Annotated in this window: 19 protein-coding genes; 18 read left to right on the plus strand and 1 reads right to left on the minus strand. The window is 66.8% G+C overall.

Translation table 11 applies throughout. From position 1 onward, the window contains the following. Nucleotides 1-418 precede the first annotated feature (418 nt). From H7X47_RS23550 to H7X47_RS23570, 5 genes are all read left to right on the plus strand, one after another. Nucleotides 419-952 carry a PAS domain-containing protein gene (locus H7X47_RS23550; protein ID WP_193371218.1) on the plus strand — a complete coding sequence of 178 codons (534 nt, stop codon included), beginning with the start codon at nt 419-421 and terminating at the stop codon, nt 950-952. Nucleotides 953-1073: 121 nt separating this feature from the next. Continuing rightward, nucleotides 1074-2213 carry an isobutyryl-CoA dehydrogenase gene (locus H7X47_RS23555; protein ID WP_193371219.1) on the plus strand — a complete coding sequence of 380 codons (1140 nt, stop codon included), beginning with the start codon at nt 1074-1076 and terminating at the stop codon, nt 2211-2213. A 46-nt stretch (nt 2214-2259) separates the two neighbouring features. Beyond that, on the plus strand, nt 2260-3324 hold the full coding sequence (locus tag H7X47_RS23560) for an enoyl-CoA hydratase/isomerase family protein (protein WP_193371220.1): 1065 nt from the start codon (nt 2260-2262) through the stop codon (nt 3322-3324). 103 nt (nt 3325-3427) lie between these two features. Then, nucleotides 3428-4321: a 3-hydroxyisobutyrate dehydrogenase gene (mmsB, locus tag H7X47_RS23565; RefSeq protein WP_193371221.1), complete on the plus strand. Its 894-nt coding sequence runs from the start codon at nt 3428-3430 to the stop codon at nt 4319-4321. 228 nt (nt 4322-4549) lie between these two features. After that, a complete protein-coding gene (locus H7X47_RS23570; RefSeq protein WP_193371222.1) occupies nt 4550-5020 on the plus strand; it encodes a MarR family winged helix-turn-helix transcriptional regulator in 471 nt (156 codons plus the stop codon). Between the two features lie 140 nt (nt 5021-5160). Here the strand turns inward: H7X47_RS23570 and H7X47_RS23575 are convergent, their stop codons facing one another. Next, entirely contained in the window at nt 5161-6390 is a 1230-nt protein-coding gene (locus tag H7X47_RS23575; protein WP_193371223.1) for an acyl-CoA dehydrogenase, read from the minus strand. 218 nt (nt 6391-6608) lie between these two features. On the opposite strand from H7X47_RS23575, the gene H7X47_RS23580 reads away from it, so the two are divergent. The 13 genes from H7X47_RS23580 (at nt 6609) to H7X47_RS23640 (ending at nt 18355) form a co-directional block, all read left to right on the plus strand. Further along, nucleotides 6609-6818: a DUF6898 family protein gene (locus H7X47_RS23580; protein ID WP_193371224.1), complete on the plus strand. Its 210-nt coding sequence runs from the start codon at nt 6609-6611 to the stop codon at nt 6816-6818. A gap of 153 nt (nt 6819-6971) precedes the next feature. Beyond that, the gene (gene rpiB, locus H7X47_RS23585; RefSeq protein ID WP_193371225.1) at nt 6972-7409 is read left to right on the plus strand and encodes a ribose 5-phosphate isomerase B; all 438 of its coding nucleotides are present in this window, start codon (nt 6972-6974) and stop codon (nt 7407-7409) included. Nucleotides 7410-7483: 74 nt separating this feature from the next. Further along, complete coding sequence (gene glyA, locus H7X47_RS23590) at nt 7484-8767, plus strand: serine hydroxymethyltransferase (RefSeq protein ID WP_227010763.1); 1284 nt, start codon at nt 7484-7486, stop codon at nt 8765-8767. A gap of 80 nt (nt 8768-8847) precedes the next feature. Continuing rightward, the gene (nrdR, locus tag H7X47_RS23595) at nt 8848-9306 is read left to right on the plus strand and encodes a transcriptional regulator NrdR (RefSeq protein WP_193371227.1); all 459 of its coding nucleotides are present in this window, start codon (nt 8848-8850) and stop codon (nt 9304-9306) included. A 10-nt stretch (nt 9307-9316) separates the two neighbouring features. Continuing rightward, a complete protein-coding gene (gene ribD / locus H7X47_RS23600; protein ID WP_193371306.1) occupies nt 9317-10396 on the plus strand; it encodes a bifunctional diaminohydroxyphosphoribosylaminopyrimidine deaminase/5-amino-6-(5-phosphoribosylamino)uracil reductase RibD in 1080 nt (359 codons plus the stop codon). 9 nt (nt 10397-10405) lie between these two features. Next, on the plus strand, nt 10406-11017 hold the full coding sequence (locus H7X47_RS23605) for a riboflavin synthase (RefSeq protein ID WP_193371228.1): 612 nt from the start codon (nt 10406-10408) through the stop codon (nt 11015-11017). A gap of 29 nt (nt 11018-11046) precedes the next feature. Then, nucleotides 11047-12195, plus strand: coding sequence for a 3,4-dihydroxy-2-butanone-4-phosphate synthase (gene ribB / locus H7X47_RS23610; RefSeq protein ID WP_193371229.1), 1149 nt, complete (start codon nt 11047-11049; stop codon nt 12193-12195). A gap of 10 nt (nt 12196-12205) precedes the next feature. Continuing rightward, nucleotides 12206-12682 carry a 6,7-dimethyl-8-ribityllumazine synthase gene (ribH, locus tag H7X47_RS23615; RefSeq protein ID WP_193371230.1) on the plus strand — a complete coding sequence of 159 codons (477 nt, stop codon included), beginning with the start codon at nt 12206-12208 and terminating at the stop codon, nt 12680-12682. A gap of 31 nt (nt 12683-12713) precedes the next feature. Beyond that, complete coding sequence (nusB, locus tag H7X47_RS23620; RefSeq protein WP_193371231.1) at nt 12714-13238, plus strand: transcription antitermination factor NusB; 525 nt, start codon at nt 12714-12716, stop codon at nt 13236-13238. 10 nt (nt 13239-13248) lie between these two features. Next, entirely contained in the window at nt 13249-14247 is a 999-nt protein-coding gene (thiL, locus tag H7X47_RS23625) for a thiamine-phosphate kinase (RefSeq protein ID WP_193371232.1), read from the plus strand. Between the two features lie 95 nt (nt 14248-14342). Next, a complete protein-coding gene (locus tag H7X47_RS23630) occupies nt 14343-14801 on the plus strand; it encodes a flagellar basal body-associated FliL family protein (protein WP_193371233.1) in 459 nt (152 codons plus the stop codon). 100 nt (nt 14802-14901) lie between these two features. Beyond that, the gene (locus H7X47_RS23635; RefSeq protein WP_227010749.1) at nt 14902-16089 is read left to right on the plus strand and encodes an MFS transporter; all 1188 of its coding nucleotides are present in this window, start codon (nt 14902-14904) and stop codon (nt 16087-16089) included. A 163-nt stretch (nt 16090-16252) separates the two neighbouring features. After that, the gene (locus H7X47_RS23640) at nt 16253-18355 is read left to right on the plus strand and encodes a sodium-translocating pyrophosphatase (protein WP_193371234.1); all 2103 of its coding nucleotides are present in this window, start codon (nt 16253-16255) and stop codon (nt 18353-18355) included. Nucleotides 18356-18392: the final 37 nt, after the last annotated feature.

Raw genomic sequence — 18392 nt, forward strand, 5'->3', positions numbered from 1 at the left:
AGTTGACGTTTCTGTTTCCCCGAGGGGCCCCACCAGGGACTGGTTTTTAGCTTTTGTTGACGCGGAGCAAGCTACCCCTCAAATCACCGCGGACCCGTTCGACGGTGGGTCAGGCCTAAGCAACAAAAAAACCGCCACGGCGCGCCGGGCGGTTTCCACCACTCGTTTAGCCGCATTTTTAAAGCGCCCGCAAGCTGAGAACAAATCGGCGCAAGGCCGCGATCAAAGCGCCGAACGGCCGCTGTTGTCAAGATTGTTCTGACAGCTGATTAAGTCCGCGGCTCTGCAATCTAAAGGCGGATTCCGATATTGACCTGGAGAGCGTTTTGGCGGACAACTAAGGCGATTTTGGTCCTAAAAGTATTTCTAGTATTACGGGATTCTTCACAGAGCGTTTTGTACCGGGGATTGGTATTCAATGTCCCAGACGGGCAATTTTGCCGAGCTTTGCCTCTATAGGTTTGGTGACGGTGTGTTCCGCAATGAGGCCGGCCGGGCGCTTCAGGACTGCCCGGAAGTGCTCGCCGATCTGCACGGTTACTGGCGGTCGCGCTGCCGGGGGCAGCCCTTTCCGGCGCGTGCCGATATCGACCCCGTCGACATTCCCGCTCTGCTCGAGCACCTGGTCCTCCTGGACGTTCTGCGCGACCCGCTGGATTTCCGTTACCGCCTCGTCGGCGGGCACGTCGTCGCGCATTCCCGCCGCAATGTGCAGGGCCAGACGGTGCGCAGCCTGATGGCGGACGGCGGACCGCGCGCGCAGGCGCTTCAGGAAAAAGCGCTGATCGTCGGCGAGGCGCTGGCGACCTCCCAGGCGCCGCTTTTCATCGACCTTAGTTATGGTGCGCCCGACGGGAGGTCCCGCAAGCGGCTGCAGGGCCTCTTGCTGCCTCTGGGCGAGCCGGGCAAGGCCATCAACATGGTGCTCGGCGGGCTGCACTACCTGGCCTAACCGTGTCGCGGCCGGCACTGTCCGGGTCCGGCGGCGGCGCTCATTGACAGTCGCAAGGGGCGGACTATCATCGCGGCTCGCCGATGCACCCGCAACCATGAGTCCGCCCGGACGTTTCCTGATGAACTTTGAACTGAACGATGAACAGCGCGCCTTCCAGGACATGGCGCGGCAGTTTGCCGGCGAGGAAATGGCCCCCTACGCCGCGCAGTGGGACGAAGAGACCGAGTTCCCTGTGGAAACGCTGCGCCGGGCGGCCTCCCTGGGCCTGGCCGGCATCTACGTGCGCGAGGGCTCGGGCGGCAGCGGCCTGACGCGCCTGGACGCGGCGGTGATCTTCGAGGAACTGGCCGCCGCCTGCACCTCGACCGCCGCCTACATCTCGATCCACAACATGGTCGCCTGGATGATCGACAGCTTCGGCAGCGACGCCCAGCGCGAGGCCTTTCTGCCCCGGCTGCTGACCATGCAGCATTTCGCCAGCTACTGCCTGACGGAGCCCGGCGCGGGCTCCGACGCGGCCTCGCTGCAGACCAAGGCGCTGCGCGACGGCGATGACTACGTGCTGAACGGCTCCAAGGCCTTCATCTCCGGCGGTGGCGCCAGCGACGTCTACCTGGTCATGTGCCGCACCGGCGGCCCGGGCGCGGAGGGCGTCTCGGCGCTGATCGTGCCCAAGGACACGCCGGGCCTCTCCTTCGGCAAGAAGGAGAAGAAACTGGGCTGGAACAGCCAGCCGACCGCGGCGGTGATCTTCGAGGACGCGCGCGTGCCTGTCGCCAACCGCCTGGGTGAAGAGGGCGAAGGCTTCAAGTTCGCCATGATGGGGCTCGACGGCGGCCGCGTGAATATCGCCGCCTGTTCGCTGGGCGGCGCCCGCGCCTGCCTGGAGGCGGCCAAGACGCACCTGCAGGAGCGCAAGCAGTTCGGCAAGCCGCTGGCCAGCTTCCAGGCCCTCCAGTTCAAGCTGGCCGATATGGCGACCGAGCTGGAGGCGGCGCGCCTCATGACCTGGCGCGGAGCGATGGCCATCGACGGCAACGCGCCCGACAAGACGCAACGCTGTGCCATGGCCAAGCGCTTCGCCACCGATGTCGGCTTCAAGGTCTGCAACGAGGCGCTGCAGCTCCACGGCGGCTACGGCTATATCCGTGAATACCCCGTCGAACGCTACTTCCGTGACGTGCGCGTGCACCAGATCCTGGAAGGCACCAACGAGATCATGCGCGTGATCATCGCCCGCAAGCTGCTGGCCGAGTGAACGCTGCTTCTTTTTCCATCCCATGATGTCCTGCGAGTGAGAGCCCATGAGTGAGGAACAGGAAATCCTGTTTGATGTGAAACACGGCGCCGGCTTCATCACCCTGAACCGGCCCAAGGCGCTCAATGCCCTCACGCTGGCGATGATCCACGAGATGAACCTGCAGCTCGCCGCCTGGCAGGAGGACGCCAGCGTCAAGGCGGTGGTGATCCAAGGGGCGGGGGAGCGCGCCTTCTGCGCCGGCGGCGACGTTCGCGCCGTGTGGGAGGCGGGCCGCCAGGGCGACCCGCTGACCGAGGAGTTCTTCCGCGAGGAGTACCGGCTCAACCGCAAGATCCACGTCTTCGCCAAGCCCTACGTCGCCCTGATCGACGGCATCACCATGGGCGGCGGCGTCGGCCTCTCGGTGCACGGCAGCCACCGGGTCGCCGGTGACAGGACCATGGTGGCCATGCCGGAGGTCGGGATCGGGCTGTTCCCCGACGTCGGCGGCACCTATTTCCTGCCGCGCCTGCCGGGGCGGATCGGTCTCTTCCTGGCGCTTACCGGCTGGCGGCTCAGCGCCGCCGATGCCGTCTACTGCGGCGTCGCGACCGACTACGTGCCCAGCGAGCGCCGGGACGAGCTGGTGGCGGCCTTTGCCGGGCTGGACTGGACCGCGGCGCAGCCGGACACGCTGGTCGACGGCCTCATCGAACGCTTCAAGGCCGATCCCGGTGCTTCGGTCCTGGCCGAACATCAGCAGCTCATCGACCACTGCTTCTCGGCCCGCTCGGTGGAATCGATCCTGGCGGAACTGGACAAGGCCGGAGACGACTGGGCGGCGAAGATTGCCGCCATCATCCGCAAGCAGTCGCCGACCAGTCTGAAGGTAACCTTTGCCCAGCTGGAAAAGGGGGCAGAGCTGGAATTCGACCAGGCGATGATCCAGGAGTACCGGATGAGCCAGGCCTTCATGGCCGGCAGGGATTTCTACGAAGGCATCCGCGCGCTGCTGGTGGACAAGGACCAGCAGCCCAAGTGGGCGCCGGACGACCTGTCGGAGGTCTCGGCGGAGCTGGTCGAGGCGCACTTCCGATCCCTTGGGGAGCGTGATCTCACTTTCCCCTGAGTGCCCTCTGGCACCCGGGGCGCCGCTGGCGCAAGATTGACGAGTTCCCGAGGGAGCGGACAAGGCCCGCAGAGGGCGGATCATTTGATACGGGGAGGAAAGAATGGCGCGCATCGGATTTCTGGGCTTGGGCAACATGGGTCTGCCCATGGCCAAGAATCTGGCAAAGGATGGCCACGAGGTCGTCGGCTTCGACCTTTCGAAGGCCGCCTGCAAGGCGGCGGGCGAGGCCGGCATCACCGTTGCCGGGGCAGCCGCGGGCGTCGTCGAGGGCGCCGAGGCAGTGGTGACCATGCTGCCGGCCGGCCAGCACGTGCGCGCTGTCTACCTGGGCGACGAGGGCCTGCTGGCCAAGGCCGCCACGGGAACTCTCTTCATCGACTGCTCCACCATCGACGTGGCGACCTCTCGCGATGTGCATGCGGCGGCGGCCGGGGCCGGGCACCCCATGCTCGACGCGCCGGTCTCCGGCGGCGTGGCCGGCGCCGAGTCCGGCATGCTGACCTTCATGGTCGGCGGCTCGGAGGAGGCCTTCGCCAAGGGCAAGCCGCTGTTCGAGATCATGGGGCGCAACATCGTCCACGCCGGCGGGGCCGGAAACGGCCAGGCGGCAAAGATCTGCAACAACATGATTCTCGGCATCTCGATGATCGCCGTCTCGGAGGCCTTCAGCCTGGGCGAGAAGCTGGGCCTCGACCCCAAGACCCTGTTCAAGATCAGCTCTAACGCTTCCGGCTCCTGCTGGGCCATGATCAACCACAATCCCGTGCCGGGCATCGTCGAGACCTCGGCGGCCAACCGCGACTACCAGCCCGGTTTCGCGGCGGCGATGATGCACAAGGACCTGAAGCTGTCGCAGGCGGCGGCAGACCATGTGGGCGCTGCCACCCCGCTGGGTGCCGAGGCGGCGGCGCTCTACACGCTCTTCGTCAATGCGGGCAACGGCGGCCTCGACTATTCGGCCATCATCAAGCTGATCGGCGGCGCCAAGGACTGACCGGCGGGCCTCCGGGGCAGGGGCGCGGCCCTCCGGAGGTTGATTCCAGGGGCCGCTGACGTGTTGCGATAGCTGAGAGTTGCCTGTGACATTCGCCGGTTTTCCGAAAAAATATCAATGGAATCAATTGGATAATTCGAGAACCTGTTAAGTAAAGTTTAACGGGCTTCCCGGTAATCTTTGCAATAAAGCCATCGGTTTTATGAACTGAGAATATGCGAGGGTTCCGTGAAGGCTAAGTATCTCGAACTGATCGGGCTGATCGAGCGACTGCACCGCCAGTGCCTTGAAGTCATCAAGGCCGATCTCGATCGCCAGGGCATCCGCGACCTGAACAACGTTCAGGCGCTCATCCTGTTCAACATTGGCGAGGAAGAGCTCTCCATCGGCGAGCTGACCCAGCGCGGTTACTACCTCGGCTCCAACGTCTCCTACAACGTGAAGAAGATGGTCGAGAACGGCTATCTGATCCAGGAGCGTTCGCCGCACGACCGCCGCTCGTTCCACGTGCGCGCAGCCGACAAGGGCGTCGAAGTCTTCCGCAGCCTCTCCGCGCTGTTCGACCAGCATTCGACCCAGCTGGACGACATTCAGATTTCCGAAGAGGCCCTGGACTCGGCCAACCACGCGCTGCGCCGTGTCCAGCAGTTCTGGTCGACCCCGGCCAGCATGGCCCGGAACCTGAGCCCGGCTGCGTAACAGAGTTTCCCCCCACGCGCCCACCGGGTTGCTCGGGCGCGTGTTCTGCACGCATCCCTCGCACCTTAGCGATTGCCCCGGCCATCCGGCCGGGGCTTTCCGCATTCTTGGGCGGCGGGACGCTCTCCCGATAGGACGACTTAGAAGAAGGCCTGGATGCCGGTCTGGGCGCGGCCCAGGATCAGGGCGTGGACGTCGTGGGTGCCCTCGTAGGTGTTCACCGCCTCCAGGTTCATGACGTGGCGGATGACGTGGTACTCGTCGGACACGCCGTTGCCGCCGTGCATGTCACGGGCGGTGCGGGCGATGTCCAGCGCCTTGCCGCAGGAATTGCGCTTGGCCAGCGAGATGGCCTCCGGCGCGCCCTTGCCGGCATCCAGCAGGCGGCCGAGCTGCAGACAGGCCTGGAGTCCGATGGTGACTTCGGTCTGCATGTCGGCGAGCTTTTTCTGGATCAGCTGGTTGGCGGCCAAGGGGCGGCCGAACTGCTTGCGCTCCAGGGTATAGCTGCGCGCGGCGTGCCAGCAGAACTCGGCGGCGCCCAGCGCGCCCCAGGAGATCCCGTAGCGCGCCTTGTTGAGGCAGCCGAAGGGCCCCTTCAGGCCCTCGACGTTCGGCAGCAGGTTCTCTTCCGGCACGAAGACGTCGTCCATGACGATCTCGCCGGTGATCGAGGCGCGCAGCGAGAACTTGCCCTCGATCTTGGGGGTGGAGAGCCCCTCCATGCCCCTTTCCAGGATGAAGCCGCGGATGGTGTCACTGTCGTCCTTGGCCCAGACGATGAAGACATCGGCGATGGGGGAGTTGGTGATCCACATCTTGGCGCCCTTCAGGCGGTAGCCGCCCTCGACCTTTCTGGCGCGGGTCTTCATGCCGCCGGGGTCGGAGCCGTGGTCCGGCTCGGTCAGGCCGAAGCAGCCGACCAGTTCGCCGGTCGCCAGACGCGGCAGGTACTTCTGGCGCTGGTCCTCGGTGCCGTAGCTGTAGATCGGGTGCATGACCAGGCTGGACTGCACCGACATGGCCGAGCGGTAGCCGCTGTCGACCCGCTCCACCTCGCGGGCGATGAGGCCATAGCAGACGTGGTTGACCCCGGCGCAGCCGTAGTCCTCGGGGATGGTCGAGCCGAGGAAGCCCAGGGCGCCCATTTCGGTGAAGATGGCCCGATCGAAGATCTCATGGCGGTTGGCCTCCAGTATCCGCGGCATGAGCTGGTCCTGGCAATAGGCCCGGGCCGCGTCGCGCACCATGCGCTCCTCCTCGCTGAGCTGCTCTTCCAGCAGCAGCGGGTCCTCCCAGACGAACTTGGCCTTGCCCGGGGCGGGGCTGGCGGGGGTGCTGGAGCCGGTGGCGGCGGTGGCCTGCGACATGGATTTCATTCCTTGTAAGGGGTGTCTGCCCAAATGAGCGTGTTTTAGGTCGGCGCTCTTGGCCCAGATATAGCGCAATTTCCGCGGCGCCTAAAGCCGTGTGCGGTGGGGCCAGGGACGCAAAAGCGGCCCCGCGCGAGGCTGTCATCCAGCTGCCTTAATTCCGCAACATCAGGCTGTTAAGGATTTGTTTGCCATAGATGATTGAAAATGAAGCCATGCCTCAAGCACGTGAAATAATCTTCGAATTCCAGCGGGTCGGCGGATACGTCAAGGTTTCCGCCGTGGACACCCTGACCTCCGCCGAGGTCAGCATCGTCGGGCCGCCCTCGGCCGGGCAGGTGCAACTGGAGCGCCTCGCCGCCCAGAAGCTGGAATACGTCCTGGCCAAGCGCGCCGCCGGACAGCGCGGCGGGATGCTCGTCTAACCCCGGAGCACGGCTTCGGAGGCGGATTGCCGCCTCTGCGACAAATGATGCCGCTCCTGAGGTGCCGCGAGACCTTGTGGCGCCTTTTCATGAGATTGCGACATATGGTAGGGTCCGCCGGTTTTTCCGAGACAGGCAGGCGTTCCCCCGACCATGGCATTCAAGTCGATCGCAATCGGCTCCGATCACGCTGGCTACGACCTCAAGGCGAAGCTGGTCGAGGAGTTGCGTTCCTCCGGATATGAGGTGCTGGACTGCGGCACCGGCGACGCGACCAACTCGGTCGACTACCCCGATTTCGGCAAAGCGGTGGCCGAGGCCGTGACGTCGGGCAAGGTCGACGGCGGGGTCGTCGTCTGCGGCACCGGCATCGGCATCTCCATAGCCGCCAACCGCCATCCCGGCATCCGCGCCGCGCTGTGCCACGACATCACCACGGCGCGCCTTTGCCGCGAACACAACGACGCCAACGTGCTGGCCCTGGGGGCCCGCCTGGTCGGCGAGGTGGTCGCCAAGGACTGTCTGGACGCCTTCCTGACCACTGAGTTTGCGGGCGATCGCCACGTCCGCCGTGTCGAGAAACTGGGTTGAAACCGGGGCCGGCCGGCCCCTTCGAGGAGTAGCAAGCGACGATGACCGCAGCGAATGCCGCCAAGACCCTGCCAATGCAGAACGGCTTCTTTTCCGCGCACCTGAGCGAAACCGACCCGGAACTGGCCGAGGCCATCCGTGGTGAACTGCGCCGCCAGCAGGACCAGATCGAGCTGATCGCCTCGGAGAATATCGTCTCCCTGGCGGTGCTGGAGGCCCAGGGCTCGGTCCTGACCAACAAGTACGCCGAGGGCTATCCGCACCGTCGCTACTACGGCGGCTGCGAATACGTCGACGTGGCCGAGGAACTGGCCATCAAGCGCGCCAAGCAGCTCTTCGGCTGCGAGTTCGTCAACGTCCAGCCGCACTCCGGCGCCCAGGCCAACCAGTGCGTCGCTCTGGCCCTGCTGCAGCCGGGTGACACCATCATGGGCCTGGCGCTCTCGGCCGGCGGCCACCTGACCCACGGCGCCAAGCCGAACCTCTCGGGCAAGTGGTTCAACGCGGTGCAGTACGGCGTGCGCAAGGAAGACGGCCTGATCGACTTTGACGAGGTCGAGAAGCTGGCCCAGGAGCACAAGCCGAAGCTGATCATCGCCGGCGGCTCGGCCTATCCGCGCTTCATCGACTTCCCGCGCTTCCGCGAGATCGCCGACAAGATCGGCGCCTACTTCATGGTCGATATGGCCCACTTCGCCGGCCTGGTGGCGGCCGGGGTGCACCCCAGCCCGCTGCCGCACGCCCATGTGGTGACCACCACGACCCATAAGACCCTGCGCGCCGGGCGCGGCGGCATGGTGCTGTCGAACGACGTGGAACTGGGCAAGAAGATCAACTCCGCGGCCTTTCCGGGCCTGCAGGGCGGCCCGCTGATGCACGCCATCGCCTCCAAGGCGGCGGCCTTCGGCGAGGCCCTGAAGCCGGAGTTCAAGGTCTACGCCCAGAACGTCGTGGACAACGCCAAGACCCTGGCCCAGGCCATGATCGACGAGGGCTTCGATATCGTCTCCGGCGGCACCGACACCCACCTGATGCTGGTCGACCTGCGGCCCAAGAAGCTGACCGGCAACATCGCCGAGGAGGCCCTGGACCGCGCCGGCATCACCTGCAACAAGAACGGCGTGCCCTTCGATCCGGAAAAGCCGACGGTAACCTCGGGCATCCGCCTCGGCACCCCGGCGGCGACGACCCGCGGTTTCGGCACCGCCGAGTTCAAGCAGGTCGGCGCCTTCATCGGGCAGGTGCTGGACGGCCTGGCGCAGAACCCGGAAGGCAACGCCAAGCTGGAGGAAGAAGTGCGCGCCGAGGTGAAGGCGCTGTGCCACCGCTTTCCGATCTATCCGGACCTGGATATCTGAGCACGAGTGAGGGGCCGGAAGGCCCTGCGGGCGCCGTGCAGGGCGGCGCCGAACGACTGGGAGCAAGAAGAGGGGGATAAATGCGCTGTCCGTTTTGCGGTAACGAGGACACGCAGGTCAAAGACTCGCGGCCGACCGAAGACAATTCGGCCATCCGGCGGCGCCGCCAGTGCCCGAACTGCGGCGCGCGTTTCACGACCTTCGAGCGAGTGCAGCTGCGCGAGCTGACGGTGGTGAAATCCACCGGCAAGCGCGAGCCTTTCGACCGGGACAAGCTGCTGCGCTCCATGACCACGGCGTTGCAGAAGCGTCAGGTCGACCCGGAGCGTATCGAGCGGGTGGTGAACGGCATCGTGCGCCGCCTGGAATCCTCCGGAGAGTCGGAGATCCCGACCAAGCTGATCGGGGAGCTGGTCATGGACGCTTTGGCGACCCTGGATCAGGTGGCCTATGTGCGCTTCGCATCGGTCTACCGCAACTTCCGCGAGGCCCGCGATTTCGAAGAGTTCATCGGCAAGCTCGGTGACGGAGACGACTGACCTCCAACTCATGCGCGCCGCCCTGACGCTGGCGGCGCGCGGGCTGGGCCGGGTGGCGCCCAACCCGGCCGTGGGCTGCATCATCGTCAAGGACGGCCGTGTCGTCGGCCGCGGCTGGACCCAGCCGGGCGGCCGCCCCCATGCGGAAACCGAGGCCCTGCGCCAGGCCGGGTCGGCGGCTGCTGGCGCCACCGTCTATGTGACGCTGGAGCCCTGTGCCCACCACGGCGAGACGCCGCCCTGTGCCGAGGCCCTGGTGTCCGCCGGCGTGGCCCGCGTCGTCGCCGCCCTGGAAGACCCGGACAGCCGTGTGGCCGGGCAGGGTCTGAAGAAGCTGCGCGAGGCCGGCATCGCCGTGGAGGTCGGGGTCTGCCGCGCCCAGGCCGAGCGCCTCAACGCCGGCTTCCTGAAGCGCGTCATCAAGGGCCGTCCCCTGGTGGTGCTGAAGCTGGCCACCTCCCTGGACGGACGCATCGCCACCCACAGCGGCCACAGCCAGTGGATCACCGGCCCGCTGGCCCGGCGCCGCGCCCATCTGCTGCGCGCCCGCGCCGACGCCGTGCTGGTGGGCAGCGGCACCGCGGTTTCCGACAACCCGCGCCTCGACGTGCGCCTGGAGGGCATGGAAGGCCGCCATCCCCTGCGGGTGGTGGTCGACGGCCGCCTGCGCCTGCCGCTGACCCACGACCTGGTGGCGCGGGCGGGCGAGGTGCCGACCCTGCTGGTGACCCACGACGGCAACCCGCACGAGCGCCTGCGGGCCTACGAGGACGCGGGGGTCGAGGTGATCCAGGTCGAAACCGACGCCGACGGCCACGTCTCCCCGGCCGCGACGCTCGACCACCTGGGCGGGCGCGGGGTCACACGCCTGTTGGTGGAGGGTGGCGGCCATTTGGCGGCCTCGCTGCTGCGCGGCGGGCTGGTCGACCGCCTGGCCTGGTTCCAGGCGCCGCTGGTCATCGGCGGCGACGGGCTGGCCGCAGTCTCCGGTTTCGGGGTTGATCGTCTGGAGCAGGCGCCTAAGTTCCTCCAGGCCGCGATGACCCAGCTCGGCCACGACCGCATCGACATCTACAGCGCGGAAACCTGAAGGTTCCCTATGTTCACCGGCATCATTACAGACCTCGGCGCGGTCAAGGCGATCGAGAGCCCCGGGACAGCCGCCGGCGGGGCCGGCGGCGACAGCCGCTTCGTCTTCGTGACCGGCTACGACACCGCCGGGATCACCGAGGGCGCCTCCATCGCCTGTTCCGGGGTCTGCCTGACGCTGGTCGACAAGGGGCCGGGCTGGTTCGCCGCCGACGTCTCGGGCGAGACCCTGTCGCGCAGCACCCTGGGCGACTGGGCGCCGGGCACGCCGGTGAACTTCGAGCGCGCCATGAAACTGGGCGACGAGCTGGGCGGCCACATCGTCTCCGGCCACGTCGACGGCATCGCCGTGGTCACCGGGCGGCGGGCCGAGCAGGGTTCGATCCGCTTCACCTTCGAGGCGCCGGCGGAGCTGGCGAAGTTTATTGCCTCCAAGGGGTCGGTGGCGCTAGACGGTGTCTCGCTGACGGTCAACGAGGTCGACGGCCGCCGTTTCGGCGTCAACATCATCCCCCACACGGCGGAGGCCACCACCTTGGGCGGCAAGCAGCCGGGCGACCGGGTTAACCTGGAAATCGACATGCTCGCGCGCTACGTTCAGCGTCTCCTGGCGGCCTCCTGAGGGCCGACGAAAATGGATTGAGTTTCTAGATGAACAAGTCCGAGGAACCCTGGCGGCTCACCTTCAGCGAGATGGTCTCCCCCATCGAGGAGGTCATCGAGGAGGCGCGCAACGGCCGCATGTTCATTCTGGTCGATGACGAGTCGCGCGAAAACGAGGGCGACCTGGTCATCCCGGCCCAGATGGCGACGCCGGACGCGATCAACTTCATGGCGCGCTACGGCCGCGGCCTGATCTGCCTGGCCCTGACCCGCGAGCGCATCGAGGAGCTGGGCCTGCCGCTGATGGCGAGCAAGAACGAGTCCCGCCATCAGACCGCCTTCACGGTTTCCATCGAGGCGCGCGAGGGCATCACCACCGGCATCTCCGCGCCGGACCGCGCGCGCACCGTGGCCACGGCCATCGACCCCAGCAAGGACCACGAGGACATCACCACGCCGGGCCACGTCTTCCCGCTGATGGCGCGCGACGGCGGTGTGCTGGTGCGCACCGGCCATACCGAGGCCGCGGTCGACCTGGCCCGCCTGGCGGGGCTCAACCCCTCCGGCGTGATCTGCGAGATCATGAACGACGACGGCACCATGGCGCGGCGCGACGACCTCATCGCCTTCGCCCAGCGCCACGGCCTCAAGGTCGCCACCATCGCCGACCTGATTTCCTACCGACGGCGCCATGACCACTTTGTCGAGCGTCGCCTGAACAGCCGCTTCTCCAGCCGCTACGGCGGCGAGTTCAACCTGGCGCTCTACGTCAACACGCTGAACTACGCCGAGCACGTGGCGCTGTGGAAGGGCGATATCAAAGGCGAGGAGCCGGTGCTGGTGCGCATGCATGCCATGAACGTGTTGGACGATGTACTCGGCGACAGCGCCAGCGGGAAGGCCGGCGATCTGCAGCAGGCCATGCGCATGATCGGGGAGGCCGAGCGCGGTGTCGTGGTGCTGATCCGCGAGCCTTCCGCCGATGCGCTTTCCAGCTCTCTGGAATCGCGCCTGGGGGGCGAGCCCAAGGGCGGCGCGCAGCTGCGCGACTACGGCGTCGGCGCGCAGATCCTGCTCGACCTCGGGGTGCGCGACATGATCCTGCTGTCCAACACCAAGCGCACCATCGTCGGCCTGGAAGGCTATGGCCTGAAAGTTGTCGGGCAGCGCGCCATCGAGCCGCTCGGCAAGGCGTGAGAGGCGGGGCATGAGCGACGGCAATCACGTGAACCCGCACATCCTGGTGGTGGAGGCGCGCTTCTACGAAGACATCGCCGACGCCCTCTACGAGGGCGCCAGCACGACGCTGGACGAAGCCGGCGTGACCCACGAGCGGGTCACCGTGCCGGGGGTCTTCGAGATTCCGGCAGTGATCCGCATGGCGGTGCGCTCCATGGATTTCTTCGCCGGGCGGCGGCGCTTCGACGGCTATGTCACCCTCGGTTGCGTGATCCGCGGCGAGACCACGCATTACGACTATGTCTGCAGCGAAAGCGCCCGCAAGCTGCAAGATCTCGCCTGCGACCACACCTTGGCGCTTGGCTACGGCATCCTCACCTGCGAGAACATGGAGCAGGCCTGGGTGCGCGCTGCCGTCGATCAGAAGAACAAGGGCAGGGACGCCGCCGAGGCCTGCCTTGCGATGCTCGATGTGAAGCGCCGCTTTCATCTTTTCCCCCGCTGACATCAGGTCGGCTCTTTTGGACCCGCGATACGTGACCGATACGCCAAATCCGAAGCCGGCCTCCGGCGGCAAGCGCAAACGCCCCTCGGGCCTCAGCGCCGCGCGCCTGCTGGCGGTGCAGGCTCTCTACCAGGTGGTCGTGGGTGACCAGAGCGCCGGGGAGGTGCTGCGAGAGTTCCTGCAGCACCGCATCGACGAGGATATCGAGGGGCTGAAGCACGCCTCGGTGAACCGTGAACTCCTCACTGAACTGGTGGAAGGCGTCGCCAAGACGGGCGACGAGCTGGACGACATGATTGCCGCCGTGCTGGACGAGGACTGGAGCCTCGATCGGCTGGAGATCCTGCTGCACGCCCTGCTGCGCGCGGCGACCTTCGAACTGGCCGAGCGCCTGGAGGTGCCGGCGCGGGTCGTCATCTCGGAGTACGTCGATCTCGCCAACGCCTTCTTCGACGGCCGCGAGACCGCCTTCGTGAACGGCCTGCTGGACCGCCTGGCCCACGTGTTGCGGGCCGAGGAGTTCGGCGGCGAGGCGGACCTCTCCAAGCTGCGCTGAGGGCGCGGCGATGGCGACCAAGGACCGCAAGCGCGCCGGCGAGTTCGAACTGATCGAGCGCTACTTCGCGCCGCTGGCGGCACAGGCGGAGGGCACCTTCGGCCTGCACAACGACGCCGCCGTGCTGCCGGTCTCCCGCGGTGAGCGGCTGGTCACCACCGTCGATACCATGATCCAGGGGCGGCACTTCCTCGACTGCCCGCCGGACCTGGTCGCCAAGAAGCTGCTGCGGGTCAATCTTTCCGATCTGGCGGCTATGGGCGCGACGCCTTTCGGGTACCTGCTGGCTTCGGCCTGGCCCCTCGACATCCAGGAGACCTGGATCGCCCGCTTCGCCGAGGGCCTGGCGGCGGATCAGAAGATCTTCGGCGTGACGCTCTTCGGCGGCGACACCACGGGCACGCCAGGCCCCATGACTTTGAGCCTCACCGCGTTCGGCAAGGTCGCCGGGGAGACCGTGCTTGACCGGGGCTCGGTCAAGGCTGACGATGACTTTTATGTCACCGGGTCGCTGGGCGAGGGCTATCTGGGCCTCTGTGCGCTGCGCGGCGAGCTCGACGGCCTGGACGCCGCCACACGAGAGGCACTGGTCGCGCGCTACCGTTTGCCGCAGCCTCGCCTCGCGGTCGGCCGCGCGCTGCTCGAGGAAGGGCTGGCCCGCTCGGCCCTCGACGTTTCCGACGGCCTCGCCGCCGACCTCGGCCACCTGCTGGAAGCCTCGGGCGTGGGGGCGGAGATCGACCTGCCGTCGGTACCCTTCAGCGCGGCGGCGCAGGCGGGTCTGGCGGCCCTGGGGGCGCCGGCCCAGCGCCTGCTGGCCGGCGGCGACGACTACGAGCTGCTCTTCGCGGCGGCGCCGGCGCAGAAGGATGCGATTGCCGCGCTGGCCGAGCGCTGCGGCGTGCCGATTACCCGGATCGGCCGGGCGCGGCCGCAACCGGGGCTGGCGGTGCGCGGCGCCGATGGCGCCGAGGTGGCTCTGGAGGCCACCGGCTGGAGCCATTTCTAGAAGTCTTTTCAGAATCTTAACCCTTAACGCCATCTTTACCGCAAAGGCTTATCACGAAGCTTCGGATTTCCGGGTTTTCGGGTGGGTTTCGCGCCTTGCGCAACATTGTTCTCATTGGTGTGGCTTTGATCCTGCTGCTCGGCGGCGGCGGGGCGGCGTGGTGGTTCCTCATGGGACCGGGCGCCGAACGCACCAATGAGCTGATCGCCGAGATCAACAAGCCGGAGCCGGTCTACATTCCGATGGACACGCCTTTGGTGATTTCCCTGATCCAGGAGGCCGAGGTCACCCATCACGTGTCCATGGACATCACCCTGCTGCTGGCCGACAACTACGACGCCGGCATGACCCAGCAAAACAAGGCGCGCCTGCGCCACGCCTTTCTGACCGAGCTGCACAGCCTCTTTGCCCTGCGGGTCGTCCGCAACGCGGGCTTCGAGTCCGACCTTGTGAAGCAGCGGCTCATGGGAGTCTGTGACCGCCTGCTGGGCAAGGGGGTCGTCTCCGAGATTATCCTGCGCGAACTGGAACGTCGTCAGCCGCGCAAGGTCTGACCGCCGCAACGGCTTCCACAGCCGCCAGCCCTACGCATAGCTGCCTTGCGCGCCAAGATTGCAGACTGCCTTTCGCGCCGCGATGGGCTAGCTTGGCGCCATGGAATCGGTAGCACACGAGCGGTCCAACATGCCCAGCGTGGCGATCCTGGCGGTCTGCCAGGCGCTGGGCATGAGTTGCTTGGCGCTTTCCATCACCATCACGGCCCTGGTCGGCAGCTCCCTGGCGCCGACGCCGGCTCTGGCGACCCTGCCGCTGGCCCTGCAGTTCGTGGCCACCGCCGCGATGACCATCCCGGCCTCCCTCCTGATGGGCCGCTATGGACGGCGGGCCGGCTTCACCCTGGGCAGCCTGCTGGGCATTGCCGGCGGCGTGGTGTCCTGCCTGGCGGTCTTCAAAGCCGACTATTGGCTGTTCTGCCTCGGTGCCGCTTTCCTCGGCGGTTTCGCGACCCACGTGGCACTCTACCGCTTCGCCGCGGCCGATGTGGCCGGGGCCGGGCACCGCAGCAAGGCGATCTCCTACGTGATGGTCGGCGGCGTGGTCGCGGCGATCCTGGGCCCCGAGCTGGCCAAGTGGAGCAAGGAGCTCTTCGCCCCTGTGCTCTTCGCCGGCGGCTACGCGGCGGTGTCGGTGCTGGCCTTCGGCACCCTGGTGCTGGTCCAGTTCGTCGCGCTGCCGGCGCCGCTTTCGCTGCACGAGCGCGGCAAGGGCCGGCCGCTGAGGGAGATTATCCGCCAGCCGCCCCTGATCGTCGCGGTGCTCTGCGCCATGGTCGCCTACGGGGCCATGAACCTGGTCATGGTCTCGACCCCGCTGGCCATGGTGGCCTGCGCCCATCCCTTTGAAACCGCGGCCTTTGTCATCCAATGGCACGTGGTCGGCATGTACGCGCCGTCCTTTTTCACCGGGCACATCATCCACCGGGTGGGGGCGGAGCGGGTCATTGCCGTCGGCGGCGCTCTGGTGCTGGGCTGCGCCGCGATCAACCTGACGGGCGTCGAGGTGCTGCAGTTCTGGGGCGCCCTGGTCCTGCTGGGGATCGGCTGGAACTTCATGTTCGTCGGCGGCACCGCGCTCCTCACCGAGACCTACCGCGTCGAGGAGCAGTCCCGGGTGCAGGCCTTCAACGAGTTCATGGTCTTCGGTACCACCGCGGTCACCGCGCTCGCCTCCGGTGCGATTTTCAGCGGTTTCGGCTGGCAGGCGGTCAATATCGGCATCATCGCGCCAGTCCTGGTCGCCACCCTGGCGCCCCTGTGGCTGCACCGCCGCCAGACGGCCTAGTCATAACGTTGAGGTCCCGCCGCCCGGCGGCGCGCAAACGGTTGCTATCGCAGACCGGTTCTGGCATTTTCCGCGCGATTCTGGGGCGCTCCGATGGGGCAGCGAATCTGGCGCCCGGCCTGCGAAATGCAGGTTGGACTAATTTATCTTGAGGGAACTCCATATGGAAATCTTGTACTTGGTGATCGGCTGCGGCGGGCTGGCACTGCTCTACGGTGTCTGGGCGTCGCGGTCGGTGCTCTCGGCGCCGGCGGGGAACGAGCGAATGCAACAGATCGCCGGGGCGATCCAGGAGGGCGCGAAGGCCTACCTGAACCGCCAGTACCGGACGATCGGCATGGTCGGTATCGTCATCTTCATCTTGCTCGGCATCTTCCTGGGCTGGAAGGAAGGTATCGGCTTCCTGATCGGCGCGATCCTTTCGGGCGCGGCCGGCTACATCGGCATGCACGTCTCGGTGCGCGCCAACGTGCGCACCGCCGAGGCTTCCCGCAAGGGCTTGGCGCAGGGACTTTCCATCGCCTTCCGGGCCGGTGCCATTACCGGCATGCTGGTGGCCGGCCTGGCGCTGCTCGCGGTCGCCGGCTACTACGCGATTCTGCTGGGAATGAAGGTTCCCGAGCGTGATATCTCCGTCGCCCTGGTGGCCCTCGGCTTCGGCGCCTCGCTGATTTCCATCTTCGCCCGTCTCGGCGGCGGCATCTTCACCAAGGGCGCCGACGTCGGCGCCGACCTGGTGGGCAAGGTCGAGGCCGGCATCCCCGAGGACGACCCCCGCAACCCGGCGGTGATCGCCGACAACGTCGGCGACAACGTGGGCGACTGCGCGGGCATGGCCGCCGACCTCTTCGAGACCTACGTGGTCACGGTGGTCGCGACCATGGTGCTGGCCACCATCTTCGCGGTGCAGGATCCCAACATCAGTTCCGTGGTGATCTATCCGCTGGCTCTGGGCGGCGCCTGCATCATTGCCTCCATCATCGGCACCTTCTTCGTGAAGCTGGGCGCGAGCCAGAACATCATGGGCGCCCTCTACAAGGGCTTCATCGCTTCGGCGGTGATCTCCGCGGTGCTGCTTTGGCCGGTAACCGACTACGTGATCGGCATGGACACCATGATGACGACCCGCGGCATCACCTTCAGCGGGCTCGACCTCTACCTCTGCGGCATCGTCGGCCTGGTGGTGACCGGTGCGATCATCTGGATCACCGAGTACTATACCGGCACTGAATACCGCCCGGTGCGCTCGGTCGCCAAGGCCTCGGTAACGGGCCACGGCACCAACGTGATCCAGGGGCTCGCCATCTCCATGGAAGCCACGGCGGTTCCGGCATTGATCATCTGCGCCGGCATCATCATCACCTTCCTGCTGGCCGGCCTGCTCGGCATCGCCATTGCGGTGTCCACCATGCTGGCGCTGGCCGGCATGGTCGTCGCGCTGGATGCCTACGGGCCGGTGACCGACAACGCCGGCGGCATTGCCGAGATGGCCGATCTGGAAGCCGAGGTGCGCAAGACCACCGACGCCCTGGACGCCGTCGGCAACACCACCAAGGCGGTGACCAAGGGGTATGCCATCGCCTCCGCCGGTCTCGGCGCTCTGGTGCTCTTCGCGGCTTACACCTCGGACCTCGACCTCTTCATTGCCGAGGGCGCGATTCAGCTTGCGGTGGGTGAGACGGTCAACTTCTCGCTGGCCAGCCCCTACGTGGTGGTCGGCCTGATCATCGGCGGCCTGCTGCCCTATCTCTTCGGGGCCATGGGCATGACCGCGGTCGGCCGTGCGGCCGGCTCGGTGGTGATTGAGGTGCGGCGCCAGTTCAAGGAGATCCCGGGCATCATGGAAGGCACCGGCAAGCCGGAATACGGCACCTGTGTCGATCTGCTGACCAAGGCGGCAATCAAGGAGATGATCATCCCCTCGATGCTGCCGGTGCTCTCGCCGATCGTGCTGTACTTCGTCATCCTGGCGATCGGCGGCAAGGCTGCGGCGCTCAGCTCCGTGGGCGCCATGCTGCTGGGCGTCATCGTCACCGGCATCTTCGTCGCCATCTCCATGACGGCCGGCGGCGGTGCCTGGGACAACGCCAAGAAGTACATCGAGGACGGCAATCACGGCGGCAAGGGCTCCGAGGCCCACAAGGCCGCGGTGACCGGCGACACGGTGGGTGACCCCTACAAGGACACCGCCGGCCCTGCCGTGAACCCGATGATCAAGATCACCAACATCGTGGCTCTGCTGCTGCTGGCGGCACTGGCCCACTAAGGTGCTCTGCTCTTCCCTTTCCCCACGATGGGGGAAG

Origin of the sequence: Pelagibius marinus, from assembly GCF_014925385.1 — a bacterium.
Classification (GTDB): Bacteria; Pseudomonadota; Alphaproteobacteria; order Kiloniellales; family Kiloniellaceae; genus Pelagibius; species Pelagibius marinus.

What these genes read in the sequence shown, in the direction of transcription:
- H7X47_RS23550 (WP_193371218.1), top strand. Translation starts at nt 419, where the DNA reads ATGTCCCAGACGGGCAATTTTGCCGAGCTTTGCCTCTATAGGTTTGGT.
- H7X47_RS23555 (WP_193371219.1), top strand. Translation starts at nt 1,074, where the DNA reads ATGAACTTTGAACTGAACGATGAACAGCGCGCCTTCCAGGACATGGCG.
- H7X47_RS23560 (WP_193371220.1), top strand. Translation starts at nt 2,260, where the DNA reads ATGAGTGAGGAACAGGAAATCCTGTTTGATGTGAAACACGGCGCCGGC.
- mmsB (WP_193371221.1), top strand. Translation starts at nt 3,428, where the DNA reads ATGGCGCGCATCGGATTTCTGGGCTTGGGCAACATGGGTCTGCCCATG.
- H7X47_RS23575 (WP_193371223.1), bottom strand. Translation starts at nt 6,390, where the DNA reads ATGTCGCAGGCCACCGCCGCCACCGGCTCCAGCACCCCCGCCAGCCCC.
- H7X47_RS23580 (WP_193371224.1), top strand. Translation starts at nt 6,609, where the DNA reads ATGCCTCAAGCACGTGAAATAATCTTCGAATTCCAGCGGGTCGGCGGA.
- rpiB (WP_193371225.1), top strand. Translation starts at nt 6,972, where the DNA reads ATGGCATTCAAGTCGATCGCAATCGGCTCCGATCACGCTGGCTACGAC.
- glyA (WP_227010763.1), top strand. Translation starts at nt 7,484, where the DNA reads ATGCAGAACGGCTTCTTTTCCGCGCACCTGAGCGAAACCGACCCGGAA.
- nrdR (WP_193371227.1), top strand. Translation starts at nt 8,848, where the DNA reads ATGCGCTGTCCGTTTTGCGGTAACGAGGACACGCAGGTCAAAGACTCG.
- ribD (WP_193371306.1), top strand. Translation starts at nt 9,317, where the DNA reads ATGCGCGCCGCCCTGACGCTGGCGGCGCGCGGGCTGGGCCGGGTGGCG.
- H7X47_RS23605 (WP_193371228.1), top strand. Translation starts at nt 10,406, where the DNA reads ATGTTCACCGGCATCATTACAGACCTCGGCGCGGTCAAGGCGATCGAG.
- ribB (WP_193371229.1), top strand. Translation starts at nt 11,047, where the DNA reads ATGAACAAGTCCGAGGAACCCTGGCGGCTCACCTTCAGCGAGATGGTC.
- ribH (WP_193371230.1), top strand. Translation starts at nt 12,206, where the DNA reads ATGAGCGACGGCAATCACGTGAACCCGCACATCCTGGTGGTGGAGGCG.
- thiL (WP_193371232.1), top strand. Translation starts at nt 13,249, where the DNA reads ATGGCGACCAAGGACCGCAAGCGCGCCGGCGAGTTCGAACTGATCGAG.
- H7X47_RS23635 (WP_227010749.1), top strand. Translation starts at nt 14,902, where the DNA reads ATGGAATCGGTAGCACACGAGCGGTCCAACATGCCCAGCGTGGCGATC.
- H7X47_RS23640 (WP_193371234.1), top strand. Translation starts at nt 16,253, where the DNA reads ATGGAAATCTTGTACTTGGTGATCGGCTGCGGCGGGCTGGCACTGCTC.